Source organism: Chryseobacterium sp. sg2396 (assembly GCF_042610505.1).
Classification (GTDB): Bacteria; Bacteroidota; Bacteroidia; order Flavobacteriales; family Weeksellaceae; genus Chryseobacterium.
On record NZ_JBHGAQ010000010.1, the window covers coordinates 1 to 25530 of the forward strand.

The window sequence follows — 25530 nt, forward strand, 5'->3', positions numbered from 1 at the left end:
TGAAGTGGTTTTATCGATGCTGATCTTATTATCCGCAGATCCCTGGATCAGTTCGATGAACGTGGTCGGATCTCCCGTGTAGTCGGTATAGTTCGATGCTGCTGACACATTCGTCATTACAGGTTTGCCATTAGGCGTAACGGTTACTTTTGAAATGTAATTCGCACTTGCCGTCGTAGCCTGCATTTGGCAATACACTACCGTTGGTGTTGTGAAATAATAAGGAAGTGTATATGTGCCCGGCGTTCCGCTGCATACGTTAGCTACCTGCATCTCATACGGTGTCAACTCCAACAGACCTGTTAAGGTAATGGTATTCGTATTGGAAGTTACCGTTGTCCAGCTCGGAATACCCACTTTTCTATATCGAAGGATATACGTCGCACCCGGGAATGGATCCCAAACCACTATCGCCGTTGTCGGTGTAAGATTGGTGATGGTTAATCCCGGAGGAGGCAATTCACATGTTCTTTGTGTTGTAAATACTTTAGGGTTAGACCAGGTATTTACCGTTGTTTCCCCGTTACAGATATTCGCAACCTGTACCTCATAAGTTGTATACGGGCTTAAACCAGTTAGCGTATACGTATTTAAAGGAGCTGCAGTAACATTTATTGTTGTCCACAGGGATGTTCCTGTAACTCTGTATCGAACCACATAGGTTGCACTTGGTACAACCGGTGCCCATGTTACAACCGCAGAGTTTGTGGTAACGTTGCTTACAGTTACAGCCGGTGGTGTAGGATCACATCTTGTTGTGAATGTCTGCGATGGCGTGTATGTTCCTGCAGTCGTTCCGCAAGTTGCTGCCATTTGTACTTCATAGGTTGTAGCCGGAGTTAACCCGGTTAAAGCCAACGGCGGATTACCGTTCAATGTTGAAACGACAACTTCCGTCCATGTCGAAGTACCCTGAACTCTATATCTCACGATAAACGTAAGACCTCCTGTCGGTACTGTCCATGTTACGTTTGCGGAAGTATGCGTAATGGTATTAAATGAGATATTTGTAGGTGCTGTTGTAGAGCAAGGTCTCAATTTTACCGCATAATCTTCAACTTCCCCATTCACTGCATTCTGACACATCACCGGTGCGCTTGAGCGTTTCAATACAACTCTCATGGTTGTTGTAAGCGGACCGTTATATGCTGTTGAAGGTACATTGAATAATGCCGTTACAGGAGTTGTAGGACTTGCTGCAGAATTCATAATCTGTTCTGTAGATTCAAATACTCCATTTCTGTTAAAGTCGATCCACGCAGATACAGCATCACTCTGCCCGCCTCCTTTAGCTACTGAAATCTTATTTCCGTTAGAACCAATCTCAAGATTGATCAGGGTAGCCGGAGTTGTGTAACTGATATAATTGGTCTGTACTGAGGTATTACTCATCGGAGGAATACCTGGGTTAACGGAAGTCATGGTAACATTTGAAATGTAATCCGTAGTTCCCGTACCTGTCATATTACAGTAGATAATCGGTGTTGTGGTAAATGGTACCGATGTAGACCAAGGGCCCTGTGTTCCTCCACAAATGGTAGAAACCTGAACCTCATAAGCGGTCTGCTCCGTAAGACCTGGAATATTAAAGGTATTACCTGCAATTACAGTAGAAGTAGTCCATGTACCTACAGGGTTTGTGGTTCTCCATCTTACCTGATAAGTCGCTCCTGTAGAAGAGATCCATGATACGGTAGCGGTGGTTGCTGCAATATTTGTTACAGTGATTCCTGTAGGAGCCGCTGTAGTACATGGCTGGATGTCTATAAATTTCACCTGGTAATCTTCAACTTCCCCATCACTTGTAAGTGGTGAGCATGCATTGGCTGGTGTAAGGTAATATACGATCACACGCATTTTCACTTTGTTCGTACCGCTGTATGCCCATGCCGGCACCGCAAATGTAGCTGTAACCGGAGTTGTAGAAGAATATCCTAAGTTCATAATTCGCTCACCTCCGCCTGTACCGATTGGGTTGTTATCGAATACACCGTCACCATTTAGATCAAGCCATGCATAAGTGGAATAGGTACCTGATAAAATCGTACGTCCTACGGATAATACGTTACCTGTGGAGCTACGTGCCAGTGTAATGATCTTTGTAGCATCGTTGGAGTAATCCGTATAAGTACTTGAACCGGAGTTATTCGACATCATCGGTGTATTGGTACCCGTTACCGTAACATTATTAATAAAACCGTTGGTTACACTTGTTGTGGTAGGAGTACAATAAGTTGAAGCCGGAGTCGTAAAGTTTACGGATCCTGACCAAGCTCCTGTAGTACCGCCACAGATCGTTGCCACCTGCACTTCATACGTCGTAGAAGCATTTAAGTTCTGAATCGTGTAAGGATTTGTAGCAGGGTTAATAACCGTCCAGGTACCTGTACCTGTTCTATATCTCAATGTATAGGTAGCACCTGTCGCACTGATCCAGGAAACCAAAGCCGTAGAAGCGGTAACATTGGTTACAGCAATTGGCGATGGAGGAGCAGTAGTACAAGGCGCAAGGTCAATAATCTTCACTGCATAATCTTCAATCTCCCCATTGGCTACAGTAGCACAAGGGTCTGAGATCGTAGCGGTAGAGAAGATTACTCTCATTCTAAGCGTTAATGGCCCGTTATAAGAAGTTGTAGGAACCGTAAACGTTGAAGTGATAGGAGTTGTCGTATTTGCTGTTGTACTGATCACTCTTTCAGAGGCTTCAAAAATACCGTTTCTGTTAAAATCGATCCAGGCTCCTACTGCAAGTGAAGACGTGGTAGTCGTTAACCAGGATTTAGAAACAGAAATACCGTTATTGGTGGAGTTACGAACCAAAGTAATCAATTTGGTAGGATCTGCAGAATAATTGGTATAAGTATTTGCTCCTGAATTGTTACTCATCACATAAGAGTTCGTCGGGCTCACCATTACGTTAGAAATATACCCGTTTGTATTGTTGGTCGAAGTGATTGTACAATAAGTAACCGCCGGAGTAGTAAACTGATATGGTGTAGTATACGCACCCGTTGTACCTGAACAAACATAGGCTACCTGAACTTCATATTGAGTGGATTCAGTTAAACCACTAATAGTATAAGCATTTGTTGTTAAAGGAACTGTAGTCCAAGCTGTAGAACCTACAGGTCTGTATTGTAATACATAAGTAGCTCCTGTAGCAGGATCCCACGTTGCATATGCAGAAGTCGCAGTAATATTTGTTACAGAAAGATTTAAAGGAGCATTACTAGTACATGCAATAGGCTGTATTAATTTTACAGCATAATCTTCAACTTCACCGTATGTATAACTTGTACACATTACCGGAGAAGAACTAAACTGTAATGCAACTCTCATTTTTGTGGTTGCCGGTCCGTTGTAAGCAGTAGCAGGAACATTGAACGTAGCCGAAACAGGAGTGGTAGTACTTGCCGCAGAATTCATTACCTGCTCAGTAGCTTCAAAAACTCCGTTTCTATTAAAGTCGATCCAAACACCAACAGCCTCACTAAATACGGTTCCTGTCCAGGATTTACCAACTGAAACAGTATTTCCTGTAGAACCAATCACTAAATTTACCAATGCACTTGGCGTAGTAGAGTAGTCTGTATAAGTAGCACCCGCAGAGTTGTTACTCATTACACCAGCTCCTACCGGAGTTACGGTAACATTAGAAATATATTCTTCTGTTGGGTTACTAGATGTCATTGTACAGTAGGTAAGACCTAGAGTGGTAAAGTTCGTAGATGCAGAGAACGGTCCCTGAACACCTGAACAAACCGTAGATACCTGAACTTCATACTGAATACCATCACTTAAACCGGTAAGGTTAACAGAGTTTGTTGTACTGTTAACTGTAATCCAAGTTGCACTTCCAACAGGACGGTACTGAACCACATAAGTTGAATTTGCCGTAGCCGCCCAAGTTACAGTAGCTGTAGTTTGAGTTATTGCAGAAACAACAATACCTGTTGGAGCAGCACCTGTACAATTCAACAAAGAAGTGATCGTAGCACTTCCGATTGCATAGAATACGTTTCCTATTGAGCTTACCCTTATTTTAACAGTACCTCCGACAGTAAGACCAGTTAAATTTAAAACCTCACTTCCGTCATTAGCTGTAGAAGCAGAAGCTACCGTCCAGGTTACACCATTATCAGTAGTATAATCAATTTTAACGTTTGCAACATTATAAGGAGCTGCCGTTGTATTTACCACATCCCAGGTTACATTGGTCGGACCATTGCTGTATGCGGTAGTGGTAGTTACTTTAAACGGACCATCATTTCCGACAATAATCTGCTGGTTGGCAAATTGGGTCTGCTGCTGCGCAGGATCAGGATTATTATCCCTCACCGTCACCCTGAAGTTGGTAGTTCTCGCTACCGTGGAAACAGATTCCCATCCATTATTTGAGTTATTTAAAACCCCTGCCAATACTGAAGATAGCTTAGGGAAATATCTAGTAGGGCTTGTGGTAGGGTTAAATGACCTAAACGAGGCACCTGAAGTTGTGGTACCTAAATTATTTTTATTAATGGTAACGCTTGCATTATCCATTTCCTCCCAACAGTACGTTATCGGATCATTTTCAGGATCCGTTGCAGAAGCTGTTAGGGCGAAAGCCGTTCCTTTAGGAATATTGTAGGTGGATAAAGCAGCAATAACCGGCGGATTGTTGCTGATGCTTGTTTCAACATCACAGGTCTTACTTATCAGGTTTGCCTGAACCTGACCGATAGTAGCTGCATGGAAGTAAGGATCCGAGTGTGCCTGTACATCGGTATTGGCTCCGGTAATCCCCGCATATCCCATAATGGTTGAACCAGAACCCGGCTCAACATTCACCCCTGTACCTTCAAGAGCGTGGGAGAAGGTATGGTTTCCTCCAAGCTGGTGTCCCATTTCGTGGGCAACATAATCAATATCAAAATTATCTCCTTGCGGAATACCATCTGCCGGAGAAGTAAATCCTGAACCTTTACCTTTAGGCACAGAAGATGTTGGGTCTACACAAACGCAGCCAATACATCCTGCATTACCACCGCCACCGGAAGCACCAAATAAGTGACCGATGTCGTAGTTGGCATTACCAACATTTGCTGTTAGAGTTTGCTGTAATTCTGTGTTCCATGCTCCAGCAACCCCTGCCGCCGCAGCTGAATAAGGGTCAGTCGCGGGATTTGTGTAAATTACTCCCGGGAAATTTTGTAAATTCAAGTGTAAAGCAAAATCTTTTTCGAATACACCGTTTACCCTGGTCATGGTTGCATTAATCGCAATTAAAGCATTTGCAACAGTTCCCCCAAAATATTGAGTATATTCTCCTGTTACAGACATTGCCAACCTCATCGTTCTGTATTTCTTATCAGAAGATTTGGCAAAGTTCATCGGCTGATTTGCAAATGTCTTTCCTGCTTTATAAAGATTTGCTATCTCTTGTTTAGATAGTTTATCTTCATTCATAGAACAAAGAAATCCTTCATTGCTCTTATCAGTTTTTGAGTGCACCCCATAAACCGTTTTACCTTTGTCGACCGGCTCTATAAATTCAGACGTACCATCTTTGATGATCATCGACTGAAAATCGCCAGGCGCCAAACTGAATCTTAAATATTTGCCGGGATCATCAATCCCAACACCTACGTAAGATCCTAACTGATACTGATCTGCCAGTTCTTTTACGACCACAGGGAAGCTGTAAACGGCAAATTTTTCAATTTTTCCTTCTAAAGTTGGCAAAGATATGGTCACGGGCTTTGCATTTTTTCCCGTTTCCTGCGCTTTTGCCAATTGAGACTTTAGTAAAGAAATGTCGAGAGAGTAATAGTTCTTTATTTCAGAACTCACTCTCGTCTTTTCCCCCCGAAATGTTGCAGGACTCCATTGTGCACTGGTAACCGCAAACAGAAAGAGGAAAAAGAAAGAAGTAAAAATTTTCTTCATAACTTTCTCAATATATTCTATTAATTACACAAAGCTAAACATTTTTTATTATTAATTTAAAAATACATTCATTTTTTTCCTATCTATATCACAACGATTTAAATTATGTTTTTAAAATGAGAGAAATTATAAGCATTTTTATATAAATATTAATATCTCACTTTTTAGAATTATTTTATCTGGTTTAATGATAAATGCATTATTGAATAATAGATTTCCTATGGACTGTAAATAATAAATCCCCAGGATGACCTGAGGAGTTTATTATTGAAATGAAGTTTTGTATTATTTCTTGATAAATTTGGAATTGAATGTATCTTTTCCTTTATCTTTAACAGAAATTACATATCCACCTTTAATCAGTTCCGCAACATTAATCCGTCCGCCGTCAATCGTCCCCTGTTTCACCAACTGACCGGCAGCACTGTAAATTTTGTAAGTTGCCTTGTCTAATACTTTGGTAATGTTTAGGATATCTGATACCGGGTTCGGATAAATCTGAATACCGTTCTTAGGATCTGCTACGTCGTTTGTGGCCAATACTGATGCTACCATTATATTATAGTCTTCTGTCTCTCCATAATAGAAATTAGTACCACATGCGAAAGAAGAAGGAATAGATGCACCGTTATTATTAGCACCTGCATATATATATACTACCCTCATCCTCAACGGCTGATTTTCTACTGTAGTAGAAGGTACTGTAACTGATGAAGTATATTGAGATGTAGCAGTAGCCGATACCGCAGCATTCAATACTTTTTCAGAATCCTCAAATGTTCCGTTTCTATTCCAGTCTATCCATACTGAAGCACCATCGTATGGAGTTGCGCTTCCAACCCCTACTGTTAAAGCATAAGGGGCTGCTCCTTTTACCAGGTTAATCTGCAGTGCAGGGTTTGCTGTATAATTAGTATAAGTAGAGGCTCCTGAAGTATTGTTCACATTTGATAAAGAAACATTTGAAATATATTCACCCGTCGCATACACTGTAGAAGAATCACAATAGGTAACAGTAGAATAAGTAGTTACTGTAAAATTTACGGATGCAGAATACGAACCTGTAGTACCAGAACATACGGCAGCTACCTGAGCTTCGTAAGTTCCGGCTGTTAAGCCACTAACATTGATTGCAGATCCTGATGTAGTTACTTGCGTCCAGGTAGTTGCAGTAGTTTTCTTATAACGTACAATATAAGTAGTAGAAGTTCCTGAGTATGGCGTCCAATAGATAGAAGCTCCGCCCAGTGAAGGAATTACCGTAAGTCCGGAAGGTGCCGTACTGCTACAAGGCGATAATGGATTAAGCACAACACTTCCAATAGCGTAGAATACATTTCCGATGGAAGATATTCTCACTTTAATTGTAGTCCCATTCAATGAAGTAGGAAAAGTAAAACTCTCAGAACCATCATTTGGTGTTGAGGCGGAAAGCAAAGTCCATGTACTACCATTATTTGTTGTATATTCTACTTTAACATTTGCTACATTATATGGTGCAGCAGTAGTATTTGCAACAGCCCACGAGATAGGTGTAGGAGAACCGTTTGCTTCTGCCGCTGTAGTGGTTACTTTAAATGGTCCATTGTCTCCTACTATAATAGTTTGAGTAGCATACTGTGTTTGTTGTTGCAACGCATTGGCATTATTATCCCTTACCGTCACAGCAAAGTTGGTCGTTCTCGGAACCATAGATACAGATTCCCAGGTATTATTGCTATTGTCTAGTACTCCACTTAATACAGAAGAAAGCGCAGGGAAATATCTTGTAGGGCTGGCGGAAGGTATAGCAGAACGGAAAGATGCTCCCGTTGAAGTTGTCCCTAAATTGTTTTTATTAATCGTTGTACTTGCATCATCTATTTCTTCCCACGAATAAGTCATTGGATCACCTTGTGCATCCGTAGCTGAAGCAGTTAAAACGAAAGCAGTTCCTTTAGGAATGTTATAAGTTGGTAAAGCGGTAATTACCGGAGGATCATTAGCTACAGAATTCTCAACATCGCAAGTTGTAGTTTGCAGATTTTCTAATATTTGTTCAATACTTGCTACATGAAAATATGCATCTGAGTGGGCCTGAACATCAGTAGTTGGTCCTGTAATTCCGGCATATCCCATAATGGTAGATCCGGAACCCGGCTCCATATTCACTCCGGAGCCTTCAAGATCGTGAGAAAATGTATGGTTACCTCCTAATTGATGTCCCATCTCATGAGCAACATAATCTATATCAAAGTTATCTCCCTGAGGAATATTATTAGCAGGAGAAGTGAAGCCTGATCCTTTGTATGCTTCAGGAGAACCGTCTGGATCAGTTGTCATATCATTGCTGCAAACACAACCAATACATCCTGCATTACCTCCGCCACCGGAAGCTCCGAATAAATGCCCTATATCAAAATTCGCATCTCCAACATTTGTGTGCAAAACATTCATCAATTCCCCATTCCAGGCACCGGCAACTCCAGGACCGGCATCAGAGTAAGGGTCCGTAGCCGCATTGGTGTAAATAATTGAGGGATAACTTTGAAGATTCAAATGTAGAGCAAAATCTTTCTCAAAGATTCCATTCACTCTGGTTAAAGTAGCATTTATGGCAACAAGAGCTACCGCTCTCTTCTGGTCATCGGTAGCGGTAGCAGGCAAGTTAGCCTGGGTCGCAAAAAATTGAGTATACTCTCCGGTTACTGACATTGCCAATCTCATAGTCCGGTATTTTTTATCGGAAGATTTAGAAAAACTACCTGGCTGATTGGTAAAAGAACTACCATTTTTCAACAGTCCGGCAATTTGCTTTTTCTGAGATGCCGTTTCGTCTGTACCGCATACAAATGTACTGCCCGGTGTTTTATTTGTTTTAGGGTGTACTTCATAAATGGTTTTATCACCAATTTGAGGTTCGATAAATTCATAGCCCCCGTCTCCGATAATCATGGATTGGAAATCATTTGGAGCTAACGAAAATCTTAAATATTTTGTAGGATCGTCTACTCCTACTCCTACTCCTACTCCTACTCCTACTCCTACTCCTACATAAGAACCTAACTGATATTGATCTGCCAGTTCTTTCACCACTACAGGAAAGCTGTATACCGAGAATTTCTCTATTCTTCCACTAAGGGTAGGTATAGAAATAGTCACCGGCTTTGCATTAGCTCCCATCTCCTGCGCATTTCTCAGCTGAGATCTCAGTAAGTCCAGGTCTAATTTGTAGTACCCGTTGGTTCTTACATTAGATTTACTTACCGTAAATTCCGCACTTTTTCTCTTATTGTCTTCTTTTTTAAATGAAGTGGGCGTCCATTGGCCGAAGACAGTACCCCCCTAAAGCCGTTAACAGTAAGGCAGTAAAAAATTTATTCATAACATTTAATTAAATTTACCCGCCAAATATAAATATTTTGTGCTACAAATATTATATTCTTAACCTTTTTAACTAAAAAAAATACTTTTGACACCATAATTGTTAAAAAAACAAATAATCCTCAGACTTATCTGAGGATTATTTGTTTTTTTTAATTTACGTTAAATAAATGTTAATTTTTGATAAACTTGATGCTTTCAGAAATTTTACCATCTTTAACAGTAATGATATAAGTACCTTTTATCAATTCGGATACTTTAACCTGGTTGTTATCAATTTTACCAACTTTAACCAACTGCCCTACTGCATTGTGAATTTCAAATGTTGATTTATTGGAAACTTTAGTAATATTAAGGAAATCAGTTGCAGGATTTGGATATACCTGAATATTGCTTTTTACTCCTCCATTGGTTTCATTCGTACCTAATACCAATACTTTAAACGCTTTGGATTGTGTGGTTCCAAAATTAGTTGCTCCTTCAGAAATAATAGTATTTCCAGCTGAATTTTTCACATTATAGTAACCGTAATAAATTATACCATCTCCCTCAGTATCATTGATAGTAAATGTATAACAGTCTGGTGTTAAATTCCATGTTTGGGTAACCAAAGCCGGTAAAGATTGGATTTGATTCCCAACAGCTATCCCATCTGCATATGGCCCTCCGGAATATAAAGTAGTTCCGGCACTGTTTTTCAACGTCCAAGTAGTTTCTGAACCATAGAAATCCGGTTGAAGTGTAAAAGTTAAGGCAGTACTCCCTACAGGTGTTGTAGTGTAGCTCCCTGCAGCTGAAAATGCTGTATTGTTACTTGCTCTCGCATCAGAAGTTCCGTTTACTGAGGTAATTTGTGCAGAAATGGTAGAGTTCTCCGTAGCCGTAATGGAAAATATTGCATATTTATTTTGAGCAAGGTTGCCTGTCCAATTGTACGTTTGTAAAGCTCCATTATTTACAGTATACGTAATTACCGCAGAAGTCAGTACGGACGTACCTCTATTATAAATGCTAAACGGAAAGGAAGCAGGAGCCGTACCCGCACAAGACGAAGATCCGCCACAAATTTTTTCCGCTTTTAATTCTGCATCATTAGCAAATAACGGAATTGGCATATCTTTTACAGAAGTTTTCAACTCAGTTCTTCTAGGAGAGTTATTCATTACAGCCGTCATTCTGGCTTTTTGATCTAAAGTAAAGATATTCATACATGTATCATTTGTATAATCCATGTAATTTTCTACCATTTCGAAAAGCCCGGAAGTACAGCTTGCAATAGGCGTAACACAACTGCCATTAGCTTTATGCGCAGGAGGCGTATCATTACAATAATCGGTAGCACATACTAATCCGTTAGGATCCGTAGCATCATCATCTCCCCAGATATGTCTAAGCCCTAAAAAGTGACCCACTTCGTGAGTCATGGTTCTTCCTTTATCGTAAGGAGCACCCAATGTAAAATTCGTTCCGTAATCTGAACTTCCGAATGTTCCATAATTCGCAACAACACCATCCGTATTAGCGGCTCCTCCTGCAGGAACACCTACAACTCCTGAGTTTGATGGAAATTGTGCATAACCTAGGATGTTTGCGCTTGCACCGCCAAACTTAACGCTCCACATATTCATATATTGAGTAGGATCCCATATCGTTGCAGGCTTTACATTTGCATCAACCTGAGCGGTTGTCCAAGACTCTTGACACATATTTACCCTATCAATACCGTTTGTAGGATTTCCATTAGGATCTACTTTTGCTAAAGCAAACTGAATCATAATATCCGCACCTACAGGGTTGGAATTGAAACCCGGAGTTCCAGTCAATTTTCTGAAATCATTGTTCATTACAGTAATCTGGGATTGTACCTGTTCATCAGAAATATTCTGAGCAACCCCGTAAGCCTGGCCACTATGGATAACGTGCACGACTACAGGGATCGTAATAACCCCTCCATTCTGCGACTTATTTGTCTTTGAATTTTCGATTAGAGGAGCAATCCACGCTTCAAATTGAGCATCCGTCATTCTATCCGGATACTGTTTTTGGAGCATAGCTTCATATTCCGTAGAAGCACATCGGATAACCCCATTCATTTTTTTTAAATCATCTATTGTATATGTTCTGCCAAATACAATCTGATCTTGTCCCTGAACATTTTTTTTCTGAGCAAAGATTGAACAGCATAAGAACACAAAGAATAGAAAAGGTACTTTAAAAGTAATTTTACAATTCATTATTAGGAATATTTTATTAATTGCACAAATATATCAATTTACGGCATATTTTTTATTACAATCTCAAGAAAAATCCTATTTTAGTATAAAAAAGCAAAATGAAAATAAATGTTATCTTTTTATTAATCTGCTGTTTAGCAAATATTAAATGTATTTCACAAAATAGCTCTACAGATACGATAAATAATTCAAAAATTAATCAAAGATTCGGTCAAATCGAAAAAATAGAATTAACAGAACGCACGAGAGGCACAGACCGAGTGTTCACTTTTGAATCTGCATCTTTAAATATTTCTTTAAACGGAACCACTACCCTGAAAGAATTATCAAAGGCTAATTGGGATGAAATTATAAAACAGGCTTCCTTAATCGACCTATCAAAAATTTCAACTTATACAGCTCCAACTACCGGAAGGTATTCCGACAGTGCCCTATCTTCCACCATCATTATTACTTCAGCGGGAAAGACGTATGAATCTGCCTCTTTTGATGAAGGAATCCCCCCAAAAGAACTGGAGGGATTATATCTATTGTTAAAAGGTAAATCGAAGATTATAAAAAAACGGTAGCCTTCTCTTATTTAAAACTTATACGCCAGGTTCCAGGCAAAGCCCATGGTAAATTTGGATGAGCTTCTGCCGAAGCCAGGAACAATCATCGGCTGGATTTCTTCCTGTTTTGTGGTGTACACCAGATAACGGGGCTGCATATTAACATCAATATAAAAATTGGTATCGAACAGCTGCACCCTTCCTCCCAAAGTCCCTTCCAGCCAGTAAGACGACTGCGTGGACGAAGGGAAAGCAATGGAAGAGCTGCTTCCTCCGTATCCCCGTACCGGAACAGCCATGTATTCCTGAGTATAGAATGAGCCTGCCACTTTTCCTCCGGCATAGAAACCGTTGAACTGGTTCTCCGGATCTTTCGCCAGCATATAAAAAGCGCCCAATTTCAGGAAAGGGCCATTCACTTTGGCATCGTAACCGTTTTTCTGATAAATATTGGATTCAAAACCGGCTTCTGCAATAGCATGGATGTTGTCTTTTATTCGGGATGAGATAAATCCCTGGTATAATTTCCTGTCTGAAAAGAAGGAAACTGCCGTATTGAGAACATCCCCCCCCACCATAAAGTTCGGTTCATATTTCCATTTTTCTTTTTTAGCTTCTTTGGTATTGTTTTCCTGAGAAAACCCCAAAAAGCTGATGATGCTAAAAAAGAAGGTAAAGATTAGTTTTGTCCTCATTTTCTATAAAATTTTGCCCGGCCTGGATGCTCTTTACCGGAGTGGTGGTTGTTACCGGATCTAGTACGGCATTTAAATTCTCGTAGTTTATCTTAATACCGCAGCCCGGTGAAACATAGCTCGATCTGGTGGTATAGTTTACCCTTACTTTGGATTCAGCTCCTTTATTGGTTATCCTGAAATAAATATCGGTATAAGGAGAATTGTCTACTCTCAAAGGAATAATTCGGGAAGTAATCTTCGCCTGGCCGCCAAGCTGCACTTTACCGGAACCGTAGTCCACGGCAACATATAAAGAGTCTACTATTTTCTCTTTACCGCTTTCAGCACTCAGAAAAGAAACTTTCATTCTCGGTGTTCCTTCCCCGTTTTCACAGATGTCATCATCACTGCCGCAGGAAAACAGCAGGCTGAGGAATCCTAGGGTCATCAGAAATTTAAAATACTTCATGAATCGTAAGATTTGGAATTCAAATGTAACTAATTTATTTCTTAATCAGTAAAGCAATATTTTCTACATGGTGGGTCTGCGGGAACATATCGACCGGCAGAATTTTTACCACATCATACTGATCTTTCATCAACGCCAGATCCCTGGCCTGAGTGGCCGAATTACAGCTTACGTACACTACTTTTTCAGGTGACAGTTTTAAGATCTGCTCGACTACTTTCTGATGCATCCCGTCTCTCGGCGGATCGGTAATCAGGACATCGGCTTTCGGATGGCTGGCGAGGAATTCATCATTAAAGATATCCTTCATGTCTCCACAGTAGAAAGTCGTATTGGTAAGGCCGTTCAGTTCGGCGTGCTCGATGGCCGCATCAATGGCTTCCTGAACGGATTCGATACCAATCACCTGTTTGGCATTTCTGGCCACATATTGTGCAATCGTTCCGGTTCCGGTATATAGATCATAGACCACTTCATCACCTTTCAGATCAGCAAATTCAAGGGTTTTTCTGTATAATTCGAGTGCCTGCTTATAATTTGTCTGAAAAAAGGATTTCGGTCCGATTTTGAATTTCAGCCCATCCATTTCTTCCATCAAGAAGCCTTCCCCGAAGTAGATATTAATATCAAGATCGTAAATAGAATCATTGGCTTTCGGATTAATGGCATACACCAGCGTTTTGATCTGAGGAAACGTTTCCAGCAAAAATTCAAAAAGCTTTTCTCTGTTGTCTTTTTCTTCCCTGAAAAGCTGGAAAAGTACCATCCACTCCCCTTTCGAGTTCTGTCTCATCATCAGCGTCCTCAGAAAGCCTTCATGATTTTTAACGTCAAAGAAATCCAGTCCGTTTTTTACCGCATATTCTTTTACGGCAAGCCTTATCGTGTTGGAAGGTTCTTCCTGAAGGAAACATTCTTTAAGGTCGAGGATCTTGCTCCACATTCCCGGAATATGGAATCCTAAGGCATCTTTATTGCCGAAGTTTTCTTCCGAGCTGATCTCGTATTGGGTCAGCCAACGGGCATTGGAGAAAGAAAACTCCATTTTGTTCCTGTAGAAATACTGTTCCTCAGAACCCAGGATTGGCACGGTTTCGAAATTATCAATTCCTCCGATCCTTTTAATATTATTATAAACTTCTTCCTGTTTAAATGCCAGCTGCTTTTCATAACGCATATTCTGCCATTTGCACCCTCCGCATACTCCGAAATGAATACATTTCGGATCTACCCGATCCGGTGATTTCTCAAGCAGGTCTATAGCTTCTCCCTCATAATATTTGGATTTTGCCTTCTTTACTTTTACATTAACAAGATCTCCGGGGATGGCCCCAGAAACCATTACCGTTTTTCCTTCTTCAGTTCGCCCGATAGCAATTCCCTTGGCTCCGGCAGTGACAAGCCTTATGTTTTCAAGAACTATATTTTTATTTTTCTTTCTACTCATTCCGATTCTATTTTTCCTAAACGGAACATTTCTGTTCCGGTCTGCAAAAGTACAAATAAAAAAACCTTATCCGGGGATAAGGTTTCTATCTATATTCAATTTAAATTATTTTGTCTGAGCCGGCTGAGGATTTGCCTGTTGCTGAGGCGCCTGTTGGGCAGCCGCTGCAGGATCCATTCCCATACCTCCCGGCTGTAGCTGAACATTCGGATTTACTTTCGGAGCAGAAAGCCCGGTTTGCTTATCCAGAACGGTTACCAATTCAGGATCTCCTAAGTTGAAGAACGGCTTACTGGCAATTTTACCGTCTTTATCCACAATGATAAAGCAAGGAAGCTTAAATCCGTAAACCCCGTATTTTTTAGCAATATCAGAATTTAATCCGTTTTCTGCATATACGTTTGTTCCGGGAATACCCTTTAGTAATGAGCTGCTTGTTTTCACAAACTGATCTTTCGTATCGTCTACATTTACAAAAACGAAATTCATTTTAGATTTGTAAAAGTTTACCACTTCTTTCAATACAGGAACCGTTGCTTCTCCGATATACGGATTCCACGATGCATAGAAGGTAAGAAGGTAAGGCTTTCCTTTATTCTCAGAAAGATTATAAGATTTTCCGTCTGCTTTTAACAATGCTGCTTCAGGAGCTGCTTCGCCGATTTTGAAACCATTAATTGCAAACTGTATTTTCTTAAGATCTTCTTTAATGGTGTTATCTTTAATATCGGTATCAATAATCTTTTTGATTTTCTCTACTGTTTTTTCAGGAGTACCCGGATGAATATCAGACTGCGCCATCACGAAAGCCAATAAGTAATCTTTAGCGGTCTGTGAAAGATCCTTCTGATTTTTATTCAAATATTCAGCAAATAATTCTGAAGTCGTTACATCCGTTTTCCCGGCAGTTTTTGCCTGAGCGAATTTCTGGAAATCAGGGCTCATCTTGGTTAAAAGGTATTCTCTGTATAAAGGATGCTCTTTTACCAGGACATCTTTGTTTTCCTCTAATTTGTCAGCAAAATCAGTAAAAGCTTTAGTTACTTTAAATGAAGGATTCCCCATCTGCTTGTGGCCAAGTTCATACTGGTTTAAAATCGTAAGTAAAGTACTGGAAAGGTCGTTTTTCTTCCAGGTTACCACTTCGCTGTCAGGGCTGAATTTCTTAGCGTTCTCATCGATGTTTTTGTTTACATCCGCCTGTACTTTTTCAATGCCTTTAAGGAAAGTTTTTTCATCTTTCGTCATCAGCTCATTCATATTTACGGTCTGAGCATAGGTCGCAAGATATTTCTGGGTAGCCATAAAGAAATCGTTGTTCTTTTTAGCATCTCCGGTAATCGTGTATTCAGTAGGGAAAGTCATGGCATTTCCTGAAATTTCAAGCTTTTGTCCGCCTTTCAGATAAATTAAATTTCTTTTTCCTCCGTAAGAGACCATGTACATTCCGCTTTTCGGAGCTTCAAAGTTCCCTGCAAACGTACCGTCCTTATTTACTCCGATATTAATTAATGGTAAAGTGGCTACTCCCGAAGCTTCAATGAACTCGATTCTTTCCAGCGGAGAACCGCCTGTCACCTTTCCTTTTACTTCTACTTTTTTAGAGCAAGACATCGCAAAAACCGCGATGATAAACAATAAAAGATATTTTTTCATTTTGAATTTATAATTACGCAAAAATAGTTTTTTCGATAAACTAAAAGCAATTTAATGCTATTTTTATGAAAGATTTAACTAAAAAAATCGCCATCCTTCAAGGAGACGATTTTTTTATGTATCTCGATTAATTTTAACCTCTGTCAGCAAAAGCCGCCATATATTCCCTGTTCATCCGGGCGATGTTCTCCAGAGAAATTCCTTTCGGACATTCCACTTCACATGCTCCGGTGTTGGAACAGTTTCCAAAGCCTTCTTCATCCATAGCCTTCACCATGTTCAATACTCTTCTTTTCGCTTCGATCCTACCCTGCGGTAAAAGTGCGTACTGGGAAACTTTAGCTCCCACGAAAAGCATCGCCGATCCGTTTTTACAAGTTGCTACACAAGCTCCGCATCCGATGCATGCCGCTGCATCCATGGCTTTGTCTGCATCTTCTTTGGGAACAGGAATCGCGTTTGCATCAAGGGTATTTCCTGAAGTATTCACCGAAATGAACCCTCCGGCTGCCATTACCCTGTCGAAAGCACTTCGGTCTACCATTAAGTCTTTAATCACCGGGAAAGCAGCACTTCTCCAAGGTTCGATCACGATGGTTTCACCGTCCTTGAACATTCTCATGTGAAGCTGGCAGGTGGTAATTCCAGTATCCGGACCATGTGCTCTGCCGTTGATGTAAAGAGAACACATTCCGCAGATCCCTTCACGGCAGTCGTGGTCGAAAGCTACCGGCTCTTTTCCTTCGTTGATTAAGTTTTCATTAAGGATGTCCAGCATTTCCAGGAATGAGGAATCTGTAGAAACATCCGATATTTTATAAGTCTCAAACTGACCTTTAGATTTGTTATTTTTTTGTCTCCAAATTTTCAGCGTAAGATGTAAGCCTTTTTTTGCACTCATAATTGTATATTTATAGGTTGGAGATTATTTTGTTGGTTTATCTGCATTTTCAAATTTCATATCTGAAGTCAGAACTGCAATTTTATTTGAATTTTTACTTTTCAACTCCTGATATTTCTCCATTGCTTTTGCAATATTTTCAGATTTATCTTCGTCGGATTTAGTATAAAATTGTTTGGTATCATTTTTTACAACCTGATAAAAAACTTTTTTATCTCTAAACTCATTTGGATTCATTGGTTTAAGATTTACACCTGCAACAAAAGCTCCCATTTGTCCTTCAGCGTTAATTACGTACACTGAATTCGGCTCAAGATTTGCCTCTACGTAGTCTCTGTTTTCTGCGCCGGCCCAAAATAAATGCTGCCCGGGTTCACATTCATAAGCTAAATATTTTCCACTTGGAAGTGACCCTAAGAATACATCTTTATCATAGATCCTAAAGTTGATTAAAGCTCCCGCTCCTGTCTTTAGAATATAAACCAAAGATTTTCCTTCCGATGGTTTATCAATTGCCTGCGTTGTAACTTTCTGAGCAAAAACAGTAGAAATTCCGAAGAGAACTACAAAAAATAATAATACTTTTTTTAAACTCTTCATCTTATTTGTAACTTCTTGTTTTAACTTCGATGTTATCGTAGATCAGCTCCTCTTTATGCAATACTTCCGCATTGATATCGTTTCCTTGATACTCCCAAGCACCGACATATTTGTAATTTACGTCATCTCTTTCCGCTTCTCCGTCCGGCGTTGAGTGGTCTTCACGGAAGTGTCCTCCGCAAGATTCATTTCTGTGTAAAGCATCGATCGCCATTAATTGTCCAAGCTCAAGGAAATCAGCTACCCTGAATGCTTTTTCAAGCTCAGTGTTCATTCCGTCGTTATCTCCAGGAACTTTTACGTTTTTCCAGAAATCTTTTCTTACTTCTTCAATTTCTCTGATGGCTTCTCTCAAACCTTCCGGTGTTCTTCCCATTCCTACTTTATTCCACATGATGCTTCCTAACTGCTTATGGAAATGATCTACCGAATGCGTTCCTTTATTATTTAAGAAGAATTCCACTTTTTCTTTAATTCCCTTTTCCGCCTCGTCGAATGCCGGCGTTGCGGTAGGAATGGCTCCTGTTCTGATGTCTGCAGAAAGATAATCTGCAATGGTGTAAGGAAGTACAAAATAGCCGTCTGCCAATCCCTGCATTAAAGCAGAAGCACCCAGTCTGTTCGCTCCGTGATCCGAGAAGTTAGCCTCCCCGATTACGAAACATCCCGGGATCGTAGACTGAAGGTTATAATCAACCCATACTCCACCCATGGTATAGTGAACCGCAGGGTAAATCTTCATCGGTGTTTTGTAAGGATCATCCGCTGTAATTTTTTCGTACATCACGAATAAGTTACCGTATTTCTCTTCAACCCACTTTTTACCCAGATCATAAATTTGTTGTTCCGTCGGGTTATGGATATGTTTTTCGATAGCGGCTTCTCTACCCTTTTTCATAATCTCCGTAGAGAAATCAAGGTAAACACCTTCCTGAGTATCATTATTTTCGATTCCGTATCCTGCGTCGCATCTTTCCTTGGCGGCCCTTGATGCAACGTCCCTTGGTACAAGATTACCGAATGCCGGATATCTTCTTTCCAGATAATAATCTCTATCTTCTTCCTTAATATTTTCAGGTCTTAATTTACCCGCTCTGATCGCTTCTGCATCTTCAATCTTTTTAGGAACCCAGATTCTTCCGGAGTTTCTTAAAGATTCGGACATCAGCGTAAGTTTAGACTGCTGAGTCCCGTGAACCGGAATACATGTCGGGTGGATCTGTACATAACAAGGGTTTGCGAAATACGCTCCTTTTTTATGGATTTTCCAAGCTGCGGAAACGTTGGATCCCATTGCATTTGTAGAAAGGAAATATACGTTTCCGTACCCTCCCGAAGCAATAACCACCGCGTGAGCCGAATGTCTTTCGATTTCACCGGTCACCAGGTTTCTTGCGATAATCCCTCTTGCTTTTCCGTCTACGATCACAAGGTCCATCATTTCATGACGGTTGTACATTTTAATCCTTCCTTTACCGATCTGGCGGCTCATGGCAGAATAAGCACCTAACAACAACTGTTGTCCGGTCTGTCCTTTTGCGTAGAATGTTCTTTTTACCTGAACCCCACCGAAAGAACGGTTATCCAGCTGACCTCCGTACTCACGTCCGAAAGGAACCCCCTGTGCCACACACTGGTCGATAATATTGGCAGAAACTTCTGCCAGACGGTAAACGTTAGCCTCTCTTGCTCTGTAGTCTCCACCTTTGATGGTATCGTAGAACAATCGGTAAGTAGAGTCACCGTCTCCCTGATAATTTTTAGCGGCATTGATACCTCCCTGAGCTGCAATAGAGTGTGCTCTTCTAGGAGAATCCTGATAGCAGAATGCCTTTACATTATATCCCTGCTCTGCTAGAGTAGCTGCGGCAGAACCACCTGCCAAACCTGTTCCTACAACAATAATATCAATCTTATCTCTGTTGTTTGGTGCAACAAGGTTCATATGGTCTTTATGATTTTTCCATTTGTCCTTTAATGGACCTCCAGGAATCTTTGAATCTAATTTACTCATAATTTAGTATCTTGATATTATTGAGTTACAAAGTGATAAATTGCGATAAAAATAAAACCTGCCGGAATAAGGATAGAATACCATTTCCCGAAAGCTTTAATTACCGGTGTATATTTCGGGTGTCTTGCCCCGATCGACTGGAATGAAGACTGGAACCCGTGAGCCAAGTGCAATCCCAATAAAACGAATGAAATTACATATAAAGCCACTCTCCACACATCTTTGAATTTTGCGTGCAGGTCTCCCCAGAAACGAGATTCTTCAACCGGTAGTCCATCGATGTACTTATAGTTCATTTCATGGAACCAGAAGTCATACATGTGAAGAAAAATAAACGCCAGAATCACAGCCCCTGAAATAATCATATTTCTGGACATCCACGTAGAATTGTGAGAAGGATTATTTGACTCGTACTTTACAGGACGTGCTTTTTGGTTTTTAATTTCCAGAACAAATCCCATTACAAAATGGAAAACCACAGCAAAGATCAGAACCGGCTGCATTATAAATTGGATCAGAGGATTGTACCCCATAAACTGCGAAGCATTGTTGTAAGCATCCTCACCAAAAACCGACAAAAGGTTTACAGAAAGGTGCATTATCAGAAATATCAGCAAAAAAATAGCCGACAATGCCATAGCATATTTTCTACCTATCGTAGAACTCGTTAAACCTGCCATATAAGTTTAAATTTGATTTTCCACAAAATTAAGAAATGTTAAGAACATCAAAAAGTGAGAAATCTCACAAAAAGCCAGTTTGTAATGCTTCTAAATAAGATCGTAAAATATTATAAATAAAGGAAAAAGAAGAAAAAAATACAGCATTAATTCAAGTCATAGATTTTGCCGTTACACACTACTTTTTGTACATTATCAGGGAGCCTTCTGAATTCTGTTTTTCCGATGCGCCTCGAAGCGCAGTAAGGATTAACAACAAACTGTTTAACTTTTTGTCCATCAACATCTTTTCCAATCCAAAAACAAACTCCTTCCCCATTCTTAACCGATAAAAATTTATGTCCGGAAAAATCGTGAATCAAAACTTCCTGCTGCTGTTGTGCATAACTATTAAAGCCCATACGAACAACTAGGAATATAAAAAAAGACATAATCAATCTTGTTGAAGTCTTGATATTGAATTTTGTAACCGTAAACCTCAGAAAATAGATGATGACGAAAAGAAAGAAAACTTCTATTTCATTCATCGGGATATTTTCCACAAACACGGAATCAAAATCTGCAAACCAATGGATAATCCTTAACAGCAGCTGAATAACAAGATCGTAAATAGTATTGATCCATCCAGAATTAAAATTAAAAGCGATGAAAGCGGTCATTAAAAAAGAGAAAATGATAATAATCTCCGAAAACGGAACAATGAAAAAATTGGCAAAAACAGATATAAAAGAAAACTGATGGAAATAGTACAATACCAGCGGAAGCGTTGCCAGTTGGGCAGAAATGGAAATCGAAACCGTATTGAACAGGAGTTTTTTTAGCCGGTTATCCTGTTTTGGGAAATAGCTGAGTATCGGCTGATTCAGCCAGTAAATACCGAGAACGGCAAGAAAGCTCAGCTGGAAGCCGACATCAAATATCTGCTGGGTATCGAAAACTAAAATGACTAATGCAGACAATGACAAAGAATGTAGCAAATCCGTTTTCCTTTGCAGCAGTACATAAATAAAATAAATGCTCAGCATCAGGCTGGAACGTACTACCGAACTTCCGAAACCGATGAAAGCGGTAAAAAGCCATATCAATACCAGGCTTGAAATGATGGCCTCCTTTCTGAATCTCAAAGGCAAAACCTTTATAAAAATGAAGTAAAACAATCCAAAAATAACCACGATATGTGTTCCTGAAATGGCCAGAAAATGCACAAGCCCCGACCGGCTGAAATCCTGGACCGTCTGTTGATCGATCTCTGTTCGGTCTGCCAGAATAATGCCTTTCAGGAACTCCCGTGACTTTGGGGATAATGACGTTTTATTAATATTTTGCAGCACTTCCAGCCGCTTCTGTGAAAAATTTTCACTCCAACTTGATTCACTATGTTCTGCAGAAACGATGATATCACTGACAAAACACTGGTATTCTATATTTTTCCGTTTTAAATATTTTGAGTAATCAAACTGGAAATCATACTGCGGTGTTTTAGGTTTTGAAATGTAGGCCTGGGTTTTATAATAATGTTTAAAATCCAGCTCATGTTCTTCTCTCGGAATATACACAACCGCATTGAAATGCTCCTTTCCCGCCTGTACTTCCGCTTCATATTTCCGATACTTCACACTGGAATTTAGCTTTCTGGAAATTTTAAAAACAATGTTTTCATTTTTGGAAATCTTTAAATCCTGAGAATAACCGCTATTAAAAAAATGCAGGATGATGCCGATAACGAAGAACAGAACTCCTAACAAATAAGGCCGGACTTTGAATAAAAAATATTTGTTGAAAAATCCAGGGAATGAGAATAGAAGATAAACTCCTCCAATCCAAAGAATGCCATTTTTATCCAAAGAAAAACAATCCTGAAAAAAAACTCCAAGGATGAAGCAGATCGCGAGAATAAGAATCGGCTGTTTATTCAATTCCAAGATTTGTGATATCCAAAAATATCCAATCGTATAAAAAAAGGCAAATTAAAAGGCTGGAATTTTCCAAAACGAATTCTATTCGTCGTGAAAAATAAAAATCGCAGAAAAAATTTCTACGATTTCATATTTTGAATTTATTTTTTACAGTTCACAATCACCTCCGCCGCATTCTCACTCGCTCCTTTTCCGCCAAGTTTTTCCCTCAGCAGCTCATAATCGCGGAACAATTCGGACCTTTTTTCGGTAGTCAGTATTTTTTTCAGCTCTTCAACCAGGTTATTCGTATTCAGCTCGTTCTGGATCAGTTCTTTCACGACTTCACGGTCCATGATCAGGTTGACCAGAGAAATGTATTTAATATTTTTAACCAGGCGTTTGGCAATAGCATACGATATTTTGCTTCCACGGTAGCAGACTACTTCGGGGACATTCAGCAGCGCAGTTTCCAGGGTGGCTGTTCCGGAAGTAACGAGAGCGGCTTTGGAGCACCTCAGCAGATCATAGGTCTTATTGGAGACAAAATGAACGTTATCATCTACGTAATTCTGATAAAATTCTTTCGGCAGGCTGGGGGCTCCGGCAATCACAAACTGGTATTCCTTAAAGTAAGGCCTTACCGAAAGCATCATCGCCAACATTTTTTCGACTTCCTGTTTCCGGGAACCCGGTAATAAGGCAATAATTTCTTTGTCGTTCAGGCCGTGGTCTTTCTTAAACTTTTCTACATTCATGTCTTCCAAAGTCGAAATCGCATCCAGCAGAGGATGGCCGACGAAATGGGAATGGACGCCGTGCTTTTCATAGAAATCCTCTTCAAAAGGAAGGATCACCATCATTTCATCCACATATTTCTTAATGATCTCCACCCTGCCCTCTTTCCAGGCCCAAAGCTGCGGAGAAATATAATAAATCACCTTAATACCCAGTTCTTTGGCAAACTTGGCAATTCTAAGATTAAACCCTGGGTAATCTACCAGAATGAGCACATCCGGCTTGTGATTGCGGATGTCTTCCTTGCAGAATTTAATATTATTCAAAATTGTCCGCAGGTTCATAGCGACTTCAAGAAAACCCATAAAAGCGAGATCACGGTAATGCTTTACCTGCGTTCCGCCCTGTTTTGCCATCAGATCACCACCCCAGAACCGGAATTCCGCAGCAGGGTCTTTCTGCTTTAAAGCTTTCATCAAATTGCTTCCATGCAGGTCTCCGGAAGCTTCACCGGCGATAATATAATATTTCATTCTTCTGAAATCTTTTAAATTTAATTCCCTCAGAACCTCTTTTAAACAATTGATGATGGGAGGTTTCTATAAAAGGAATAGAGAACAAATAAGATGTTGTACGGTCTTAATTTGTAAATTTGTCCAAAGATAATGATAAAAATGTCAGAAGAATTTGAAATACGGAATAAAGTAGCGGAAAGCGGACTGATTAATTTTGATCTTACCGATCTGGTTCCGAAAGGGGTGCGGAAAGGAATCGATCTGAAAGATTTTCTGTTTATGGAAATGATCCTGAAGGAAAAAGACTTTAGGGAAAAAGTGGCAGCGATCGATGTAGAGGAATACCGCGATGCGTATGTATATGTTTATAATTCGGCGGATGCCATTGTTCCGCTTTGGGCTTATTTTTTAATTACCGCTAAGCTTACCGGTGTCACAAAAAAAATAGTCTTCGGAAACCGCGAAGACCTTGAAGTGATCCTGATGCACAACGCCATTCAACGACATGATTTTGAAGAAATGAGAGGCAAAAGGGTTCTGGTAAAAGGATGTTCTGACAAAGAAATCCCGGAAAATGCCTATATCGAACTCGTAGAACAGCTTCAGCCGCTTGTAAAATCACTGATGTTCGGAGAGGCGTGCTCCAACGTTCCTATTTTAAAAAATTAATCCTGTAAATCAACTATTTAAACATCATTAGTGGAAATAATTTGTCCAACAATACATAAGGAATATTTTTTGATGCATTAAGTAACAATACAAATAAACACAAACTATGAGTCTTATCGATTTACTTACAGGAAACACGGGCAACCAGGTTGCCGAACAGGCAGAAAACAAGTTCGGCATCAGCAAAACACAGGTGATTGCTTTGCTCGCAGTGGCCGCACCGCTGATCATTTCTTATCTGAGAAAAAAATCACAGGATGCCAATGAGGCGGAAGCACTGAATAATGCACTAGATAAAGACCACGACGGAAGTATTTTGGATGATGTTTCACAGGCCGATGCCAGACAATCTGAAGGAGGTTCCATCCTAAACCACATTTTCGGTGACGAAAAACCGAATGTAGAAAACAGGCTTTCCCAGAATACGGGAATTTCAATAGATAAAATAGGACCTATCCTTTCCATGCTGGCCCCTGTAATCATGGGCTACATCGGCAAGGAGAAACAGCAGAACAATGTAGGCGCCGGCGGCTTAGGGGATCTTCTAGGCGGTATCTTAGGCAATGCCTCCAATGAGTCGCAACAACAGCAATCCAGTCCTTTAAATGATATTCTGGGAAGCGTCTTAGGCGGTGGAAATTCACAGTCTTCAGGAAATCCGCTGAATGATATCCTGGGAAGCGTACTAGGAGGGAACGATCAGAAGAAACAGCAAGGCGGCGGATTGGGAGATATCCTCGGAGGATTCTTCGGAAAATAATACTTTAATTTTGTTATATTATAAAAAAGACCGGTGATTGATTTCTCCGGTCTTTTTATTTCTAATTTTTGGCTTTCTCTTCGGAAACGACTGCTGACTTTGAAGCTTTTCTCGGTCTTCTTTTCCCGTAACTTCCATTGTTGATTTTGCCTCTTTTGGATTTTTTGTCTCCTTTTCCCATAAGTAATAGATTTTGTTGGTTCACTACGAAATTAGAAAATACAGCATAAAAAATCAAGAATTACAGCTGTTAAAATTTTTATAAAATCATATCCCGGTGGAATACCTCATACTATTGCAGATTATTATTAGAGGCTTTAAAAAGGTTTCAGACCCCTTCAAAAACAACGGATTTAATTACAGCCTCAATTTCTTCAAGAAAAAATTTAAATAAAATCAATAAATTTTTATTTTAAAACAATAATTATTT

Annotated in this window: 17 protein-coding genes; 3 read left to right on the forward strand and 14 right to left on the reverse strand. The window is 40.0% G+C overall.

Annotated elements, in window-relative coordinates; all coding sequences use genetic code 11:
* The 3 genes from ACED20_RS11610 to ACED20_RS11620 form a co-directional block, all read right to left on the reverse strand.
* A partial coding sequence (locus ACED20_RS11610) for a fibronectin type III domain-containing protein (RefSeq protein WP_378104690.1) occupies positions 1–5931 on the reverse strand: 5931 nt, incomplete at its 3' end.
* Between the two features lie 285 nt (positions 5932–6216).
* A complete protein-coding gene (locus ACED20_RS11615) occupies positions 6217–9093 on the reverse strand; it encodes a reprolysin-like metallopeptidase (protein ID WP_378104693.1) in 2877 nt (958 codons plus the stop codon).
* Positions 9094–9467: 374 nt separating this feature from the next.
* A complete protein-coding gene (locus ACED20_RS11620) occupies positions 9468–11528 on the reverse strand; it encodes a M43 family zinc metalloprotease (protein WP_294236318.1) in 2061 nt (686 codons plus the stop codon).
* Between the two features lie 98 nt (positions 11529–11626).
* Here ACED20_RS11620 and ACED20_RS11625 point away from each other — a divergent pair, with 98 nt between their 5' ends.
* Positions 11627–12097 carry a hypothetical protein gene (locus ACED20_RS11625; RefSeq protein ID WP_294236319.1) on the forward strand — a complete coding sequence of 157 codons (471 nt, stop codon included), beginning with the start codon at positions 11627–11629 and terminating at the stop codon, positions 12095–12097.
* An 11-nt stretch (positions 12098–12108) separates the two neighbouring features.
* Here ACED20_RS11625 and ACED20_RS11630 read toward each other — a convergent pair whose 3' ends face one another.
* From ACED20_RS11630 to lpxB, 10 genes are all read right to left on the reverse strand, one after another.
* Complete coding sequence (locus tag ACED20_RS11630; protein WP_294236321.1) at positions 12109–12774, reverse strand: DUF6048 family protein; 666 nt, start codon at positions 12772–12774, stop codon at positions 12109–12111.
* Positions 12740–13225: a DUF6452 family protein gene (locus ACED20_RS11635; protein WP_294233378.1), complete on the reverse strand. Its 486-nt coding sequence runs from the start codon at positions 13223–13225 to the stop codon at positions 12740–12742. Before ACED20_RS11635 ends, ACED20_RS11630 begins: the two co-directional genes overlap by 35 nt.
* A 34-nt stretch (positions 13226–13259) precedes the next feature.
* Positions 13260–14672 carry a 23S rRNA (uracil(1939)-C(5))-methyltransferase RlmD gene (gene rlmD, locus ACED20_RS11640; RefSeq protein WP_294233381.1) on the reverse strand — a complete coding sequence of 471 codons (1413 nt, stop codon included), beginning with the start codon at positions 14670–14672 and terminating at the stop codon, positions 13260–13262.
* A 105-nt stretch (positions 14673–14777) separates the two neighbouring features.
* Entirely contained in the window at positions 14778–16328 is a 1551-nt protein-coding gene (locus ACED20_RS11645) for a TlpA disulfide reductase family protein (RefSeq protein ID WP_294323694.1), read from the reverse strand.
* A gap of 133 nt (positions 16329–16461) precedes the next feature.
* Positions 16462–17229, reverse strand: a complete 768-nt coding sequence (locus ACED20_RS11650) for a succinate dehydrogenase/fumarate reductase iron-sulfur subunit (RefSeq protein ID WP_294202282.1) — start codon at positions 17227–17229, stop codon at positions 16462–16464.
* A gap of 24 nt (positions 17230–17253) precedes the next feature.
* On the reverse strand, positions 17254–17829 hold the full coding sequence (locus ACED20_RS11655) for a hypothetical protein (protein WP_294222561.1): 576 nt from the start codon (positions 17827–17829) through the stop codon (positions 17254–17256).
* A gap of 1 nt (position 17830) precedes the next feature.
* The gene (locus ACED20_RS11660; RefSeq protein ID WP_345766591.1) at positions 17831–19843 is read right to left on the reverse strand and encodes a fumarate reductase/succinate dehydrogenase flavoprotein subunit; all 2013 of its coding nucleotides are present in this window, start codon (positions 19841–19843) and stop codon (positions 17831–17833) included.
* Positions 19844–19860: 17 nt separating this feature from the next.
* Positions 19861–20523, reverse strand: coding sequence for a succinate dehydrogenase cytochrome b subunit (locus tag ACED20_RS11665; protein WP_294202278.1), 663 nt, complete (start codon positions 20521–20523; stop codon positions 19861–19863).
* 146 nt (positions 20524–20669) lie between these two features.
* Positions 20670–22445: a ComEC/Rec2 family competence protein gene (locus tag ACED20_RS11670; RefSeq protein ID WP_294236327.1), complete on the reverse strand. Its 1776-nt coding sequence runs from the start codon at positions 22443–22445 to the stop codon at positions 20670–20672.
* Between the two features lie 134 nt (positions 22446–22579).
* Positions 22580–23689 carry a lipid-A-disaccharide synthase gene (gene lpxB, locus ACED20_RS11675; RefSeq protein WP_294236328.1) on the reverse strand — a complete coding sequence of 370 codons (1110 nt, stop codon included), beginning with the start codon at positions 23687–23689 and terminating at the stop codon, positions 22580–22582.
* 141 nt (positions 23690–23830) lie between these two features.
* Here lpxB and ACED20_RS11680 point away from each other — a divergent pair, with 141 nt between their 5' ends.
* A complete protein-coding gene (locus ACED20_RS11680) occupies positions 23831–24340 on the forward strand; it encodes a DUF2480 family protein (protein ID WP_294219748.1) in 510 nt (169 codons plus the stop codon).
* Between the two features lie 106 nt (positions 24341–24446).
* Positions 24447–25100: a DUF937 domain-containing protein gene (locus ACED20_RS11685; protein WP_294202270.1), complete on the forward strand. Its 654-nt coding sequence runs from the start codon at positions 24447–24449 to the stop codon at positions 25098–25100.
* A gap of 61 nt (positions 25101–25161) precedes the next feature.
* Here the strand turns inward: ACED20_RS11685 and ACED20_RS11690 are convergent, their stop codons facing one another.
* Positions 25162–25281, reverse strand: a complete 120-nt coding sequence (locus tag ACED20_RS11690; RefSeq protein ID WP_294323700.1) for a 30S ribosomal protein THX — start codon at positions 25279–25281, stop codon at positions 25162–25164.
* Positions 25282–25530: the final 249 nt, after the last annotated feature.

Bases quoted from the DNA above. Each gene is read 5' to 3' on its own strand.
- rlmD (WP_294233381.1), bottom strand. From the start codon at position 14,672: ATGAGTAGAAAGAAAAATAAAAATATAGTTCTTGAAAACATAAGGCTT.
- ACED20_RS11680 (WP_294219748.1), top strand. From the start codon at position 23,831: ATGTCAGAAGAATTTGAAATACGGAATAAAGTAGCGGAAAGCGGACTG.
- ACED20_RS11635 (WP_294233378.1), bottom strand. From the start codon at position 13,225: ATGAAGTATTTTAAATTTCTGATGACCCTAGGATTCCTCAGCCTGCTG.
- ACED20_RS11655 (WP_294222561.1), bottom strand. From the start codon at position 17,829: ATGAAGAGTTTAAAAAAAGTATTATTATTTTTTGTAGTTCTCTTCGGA.
- ACED20_RS11625 (WP_294236319.1), top strand. From the start codon at position 11,627: ATGAAAATAAATGTTATCTTTTTATTAATCTGCTGTTTAGCAAATATT.
- ACED20_RS11690 (WP_294323700.1), bottom strand. From the start codon at position 25,281: ATGGGAAAAGGAGACAAAAAATCCAAAAGAGGCAAAATCAACAATGGA.
- ACED20_RS11665 (WP_294202278.1), bottom strand. From the start codon at position 20,523: ATGGCAGGTTTAACGAGTTCTACGATAGGTAGAAAATATGCTATGGCA.
- ACED20_RS11685 (WP_294202270.1), top strand. From the start codon at position 24,447: ATGAGTCTTATCGATTTACTTACAGGAAACACGGGCAACCAGGTTGCC.
- ACED20_RS11660 (WP_345766591.1), bottom strand. From the start codon at position 19,843: ATGAGTAAATTAGATTCAAAGATTCCTGGAGGTCCATTAAAGGACAAA.
- ACED20_RS11615 (WP_378104693.1), bottom strand. From the start codon at position 9,093: ATGGGAGCTAATGCAAAGCCGGTGACTATTTCTATACCTACCCTTAGT.
- ACED20_RS11650 (WP_294202282.1), bottom strand. From the start codon at position 17,229: ATGAGTGCAAAAAAAGGCTTACATCTTACGCTGAAAATTTGGAGACAA.
- lpxB (WP_294236328.1), bottom strand. From the start codon at position 23,689: ATGAAATATTATATTATCGCCGGTGAAGCTTCCGGAGACCTGCATGGA.
- ACED20_RS11645 (WP_294323694.1), bottom strand. From the start codon at position 16,328: ATGAAAAAATATCTTTTATTGTTTATCATCGCGGTTTTTGCGATGTCT.
- ACED20_RS11620 (WP_294236318.1), bottom strand. From the start codon at position 11,528: ATGAATTGTAAAATTACTTTTAAAGTACCTTTTCTATTCTTTGTGTTC.
- ACED20_RS11630 (WP_294236321.1), bottom strand. From the start codon at position 12,774: ATGAGGACAAAACTAATCTTTACCTTCTTTTTTAGCATCATCAGCTTT.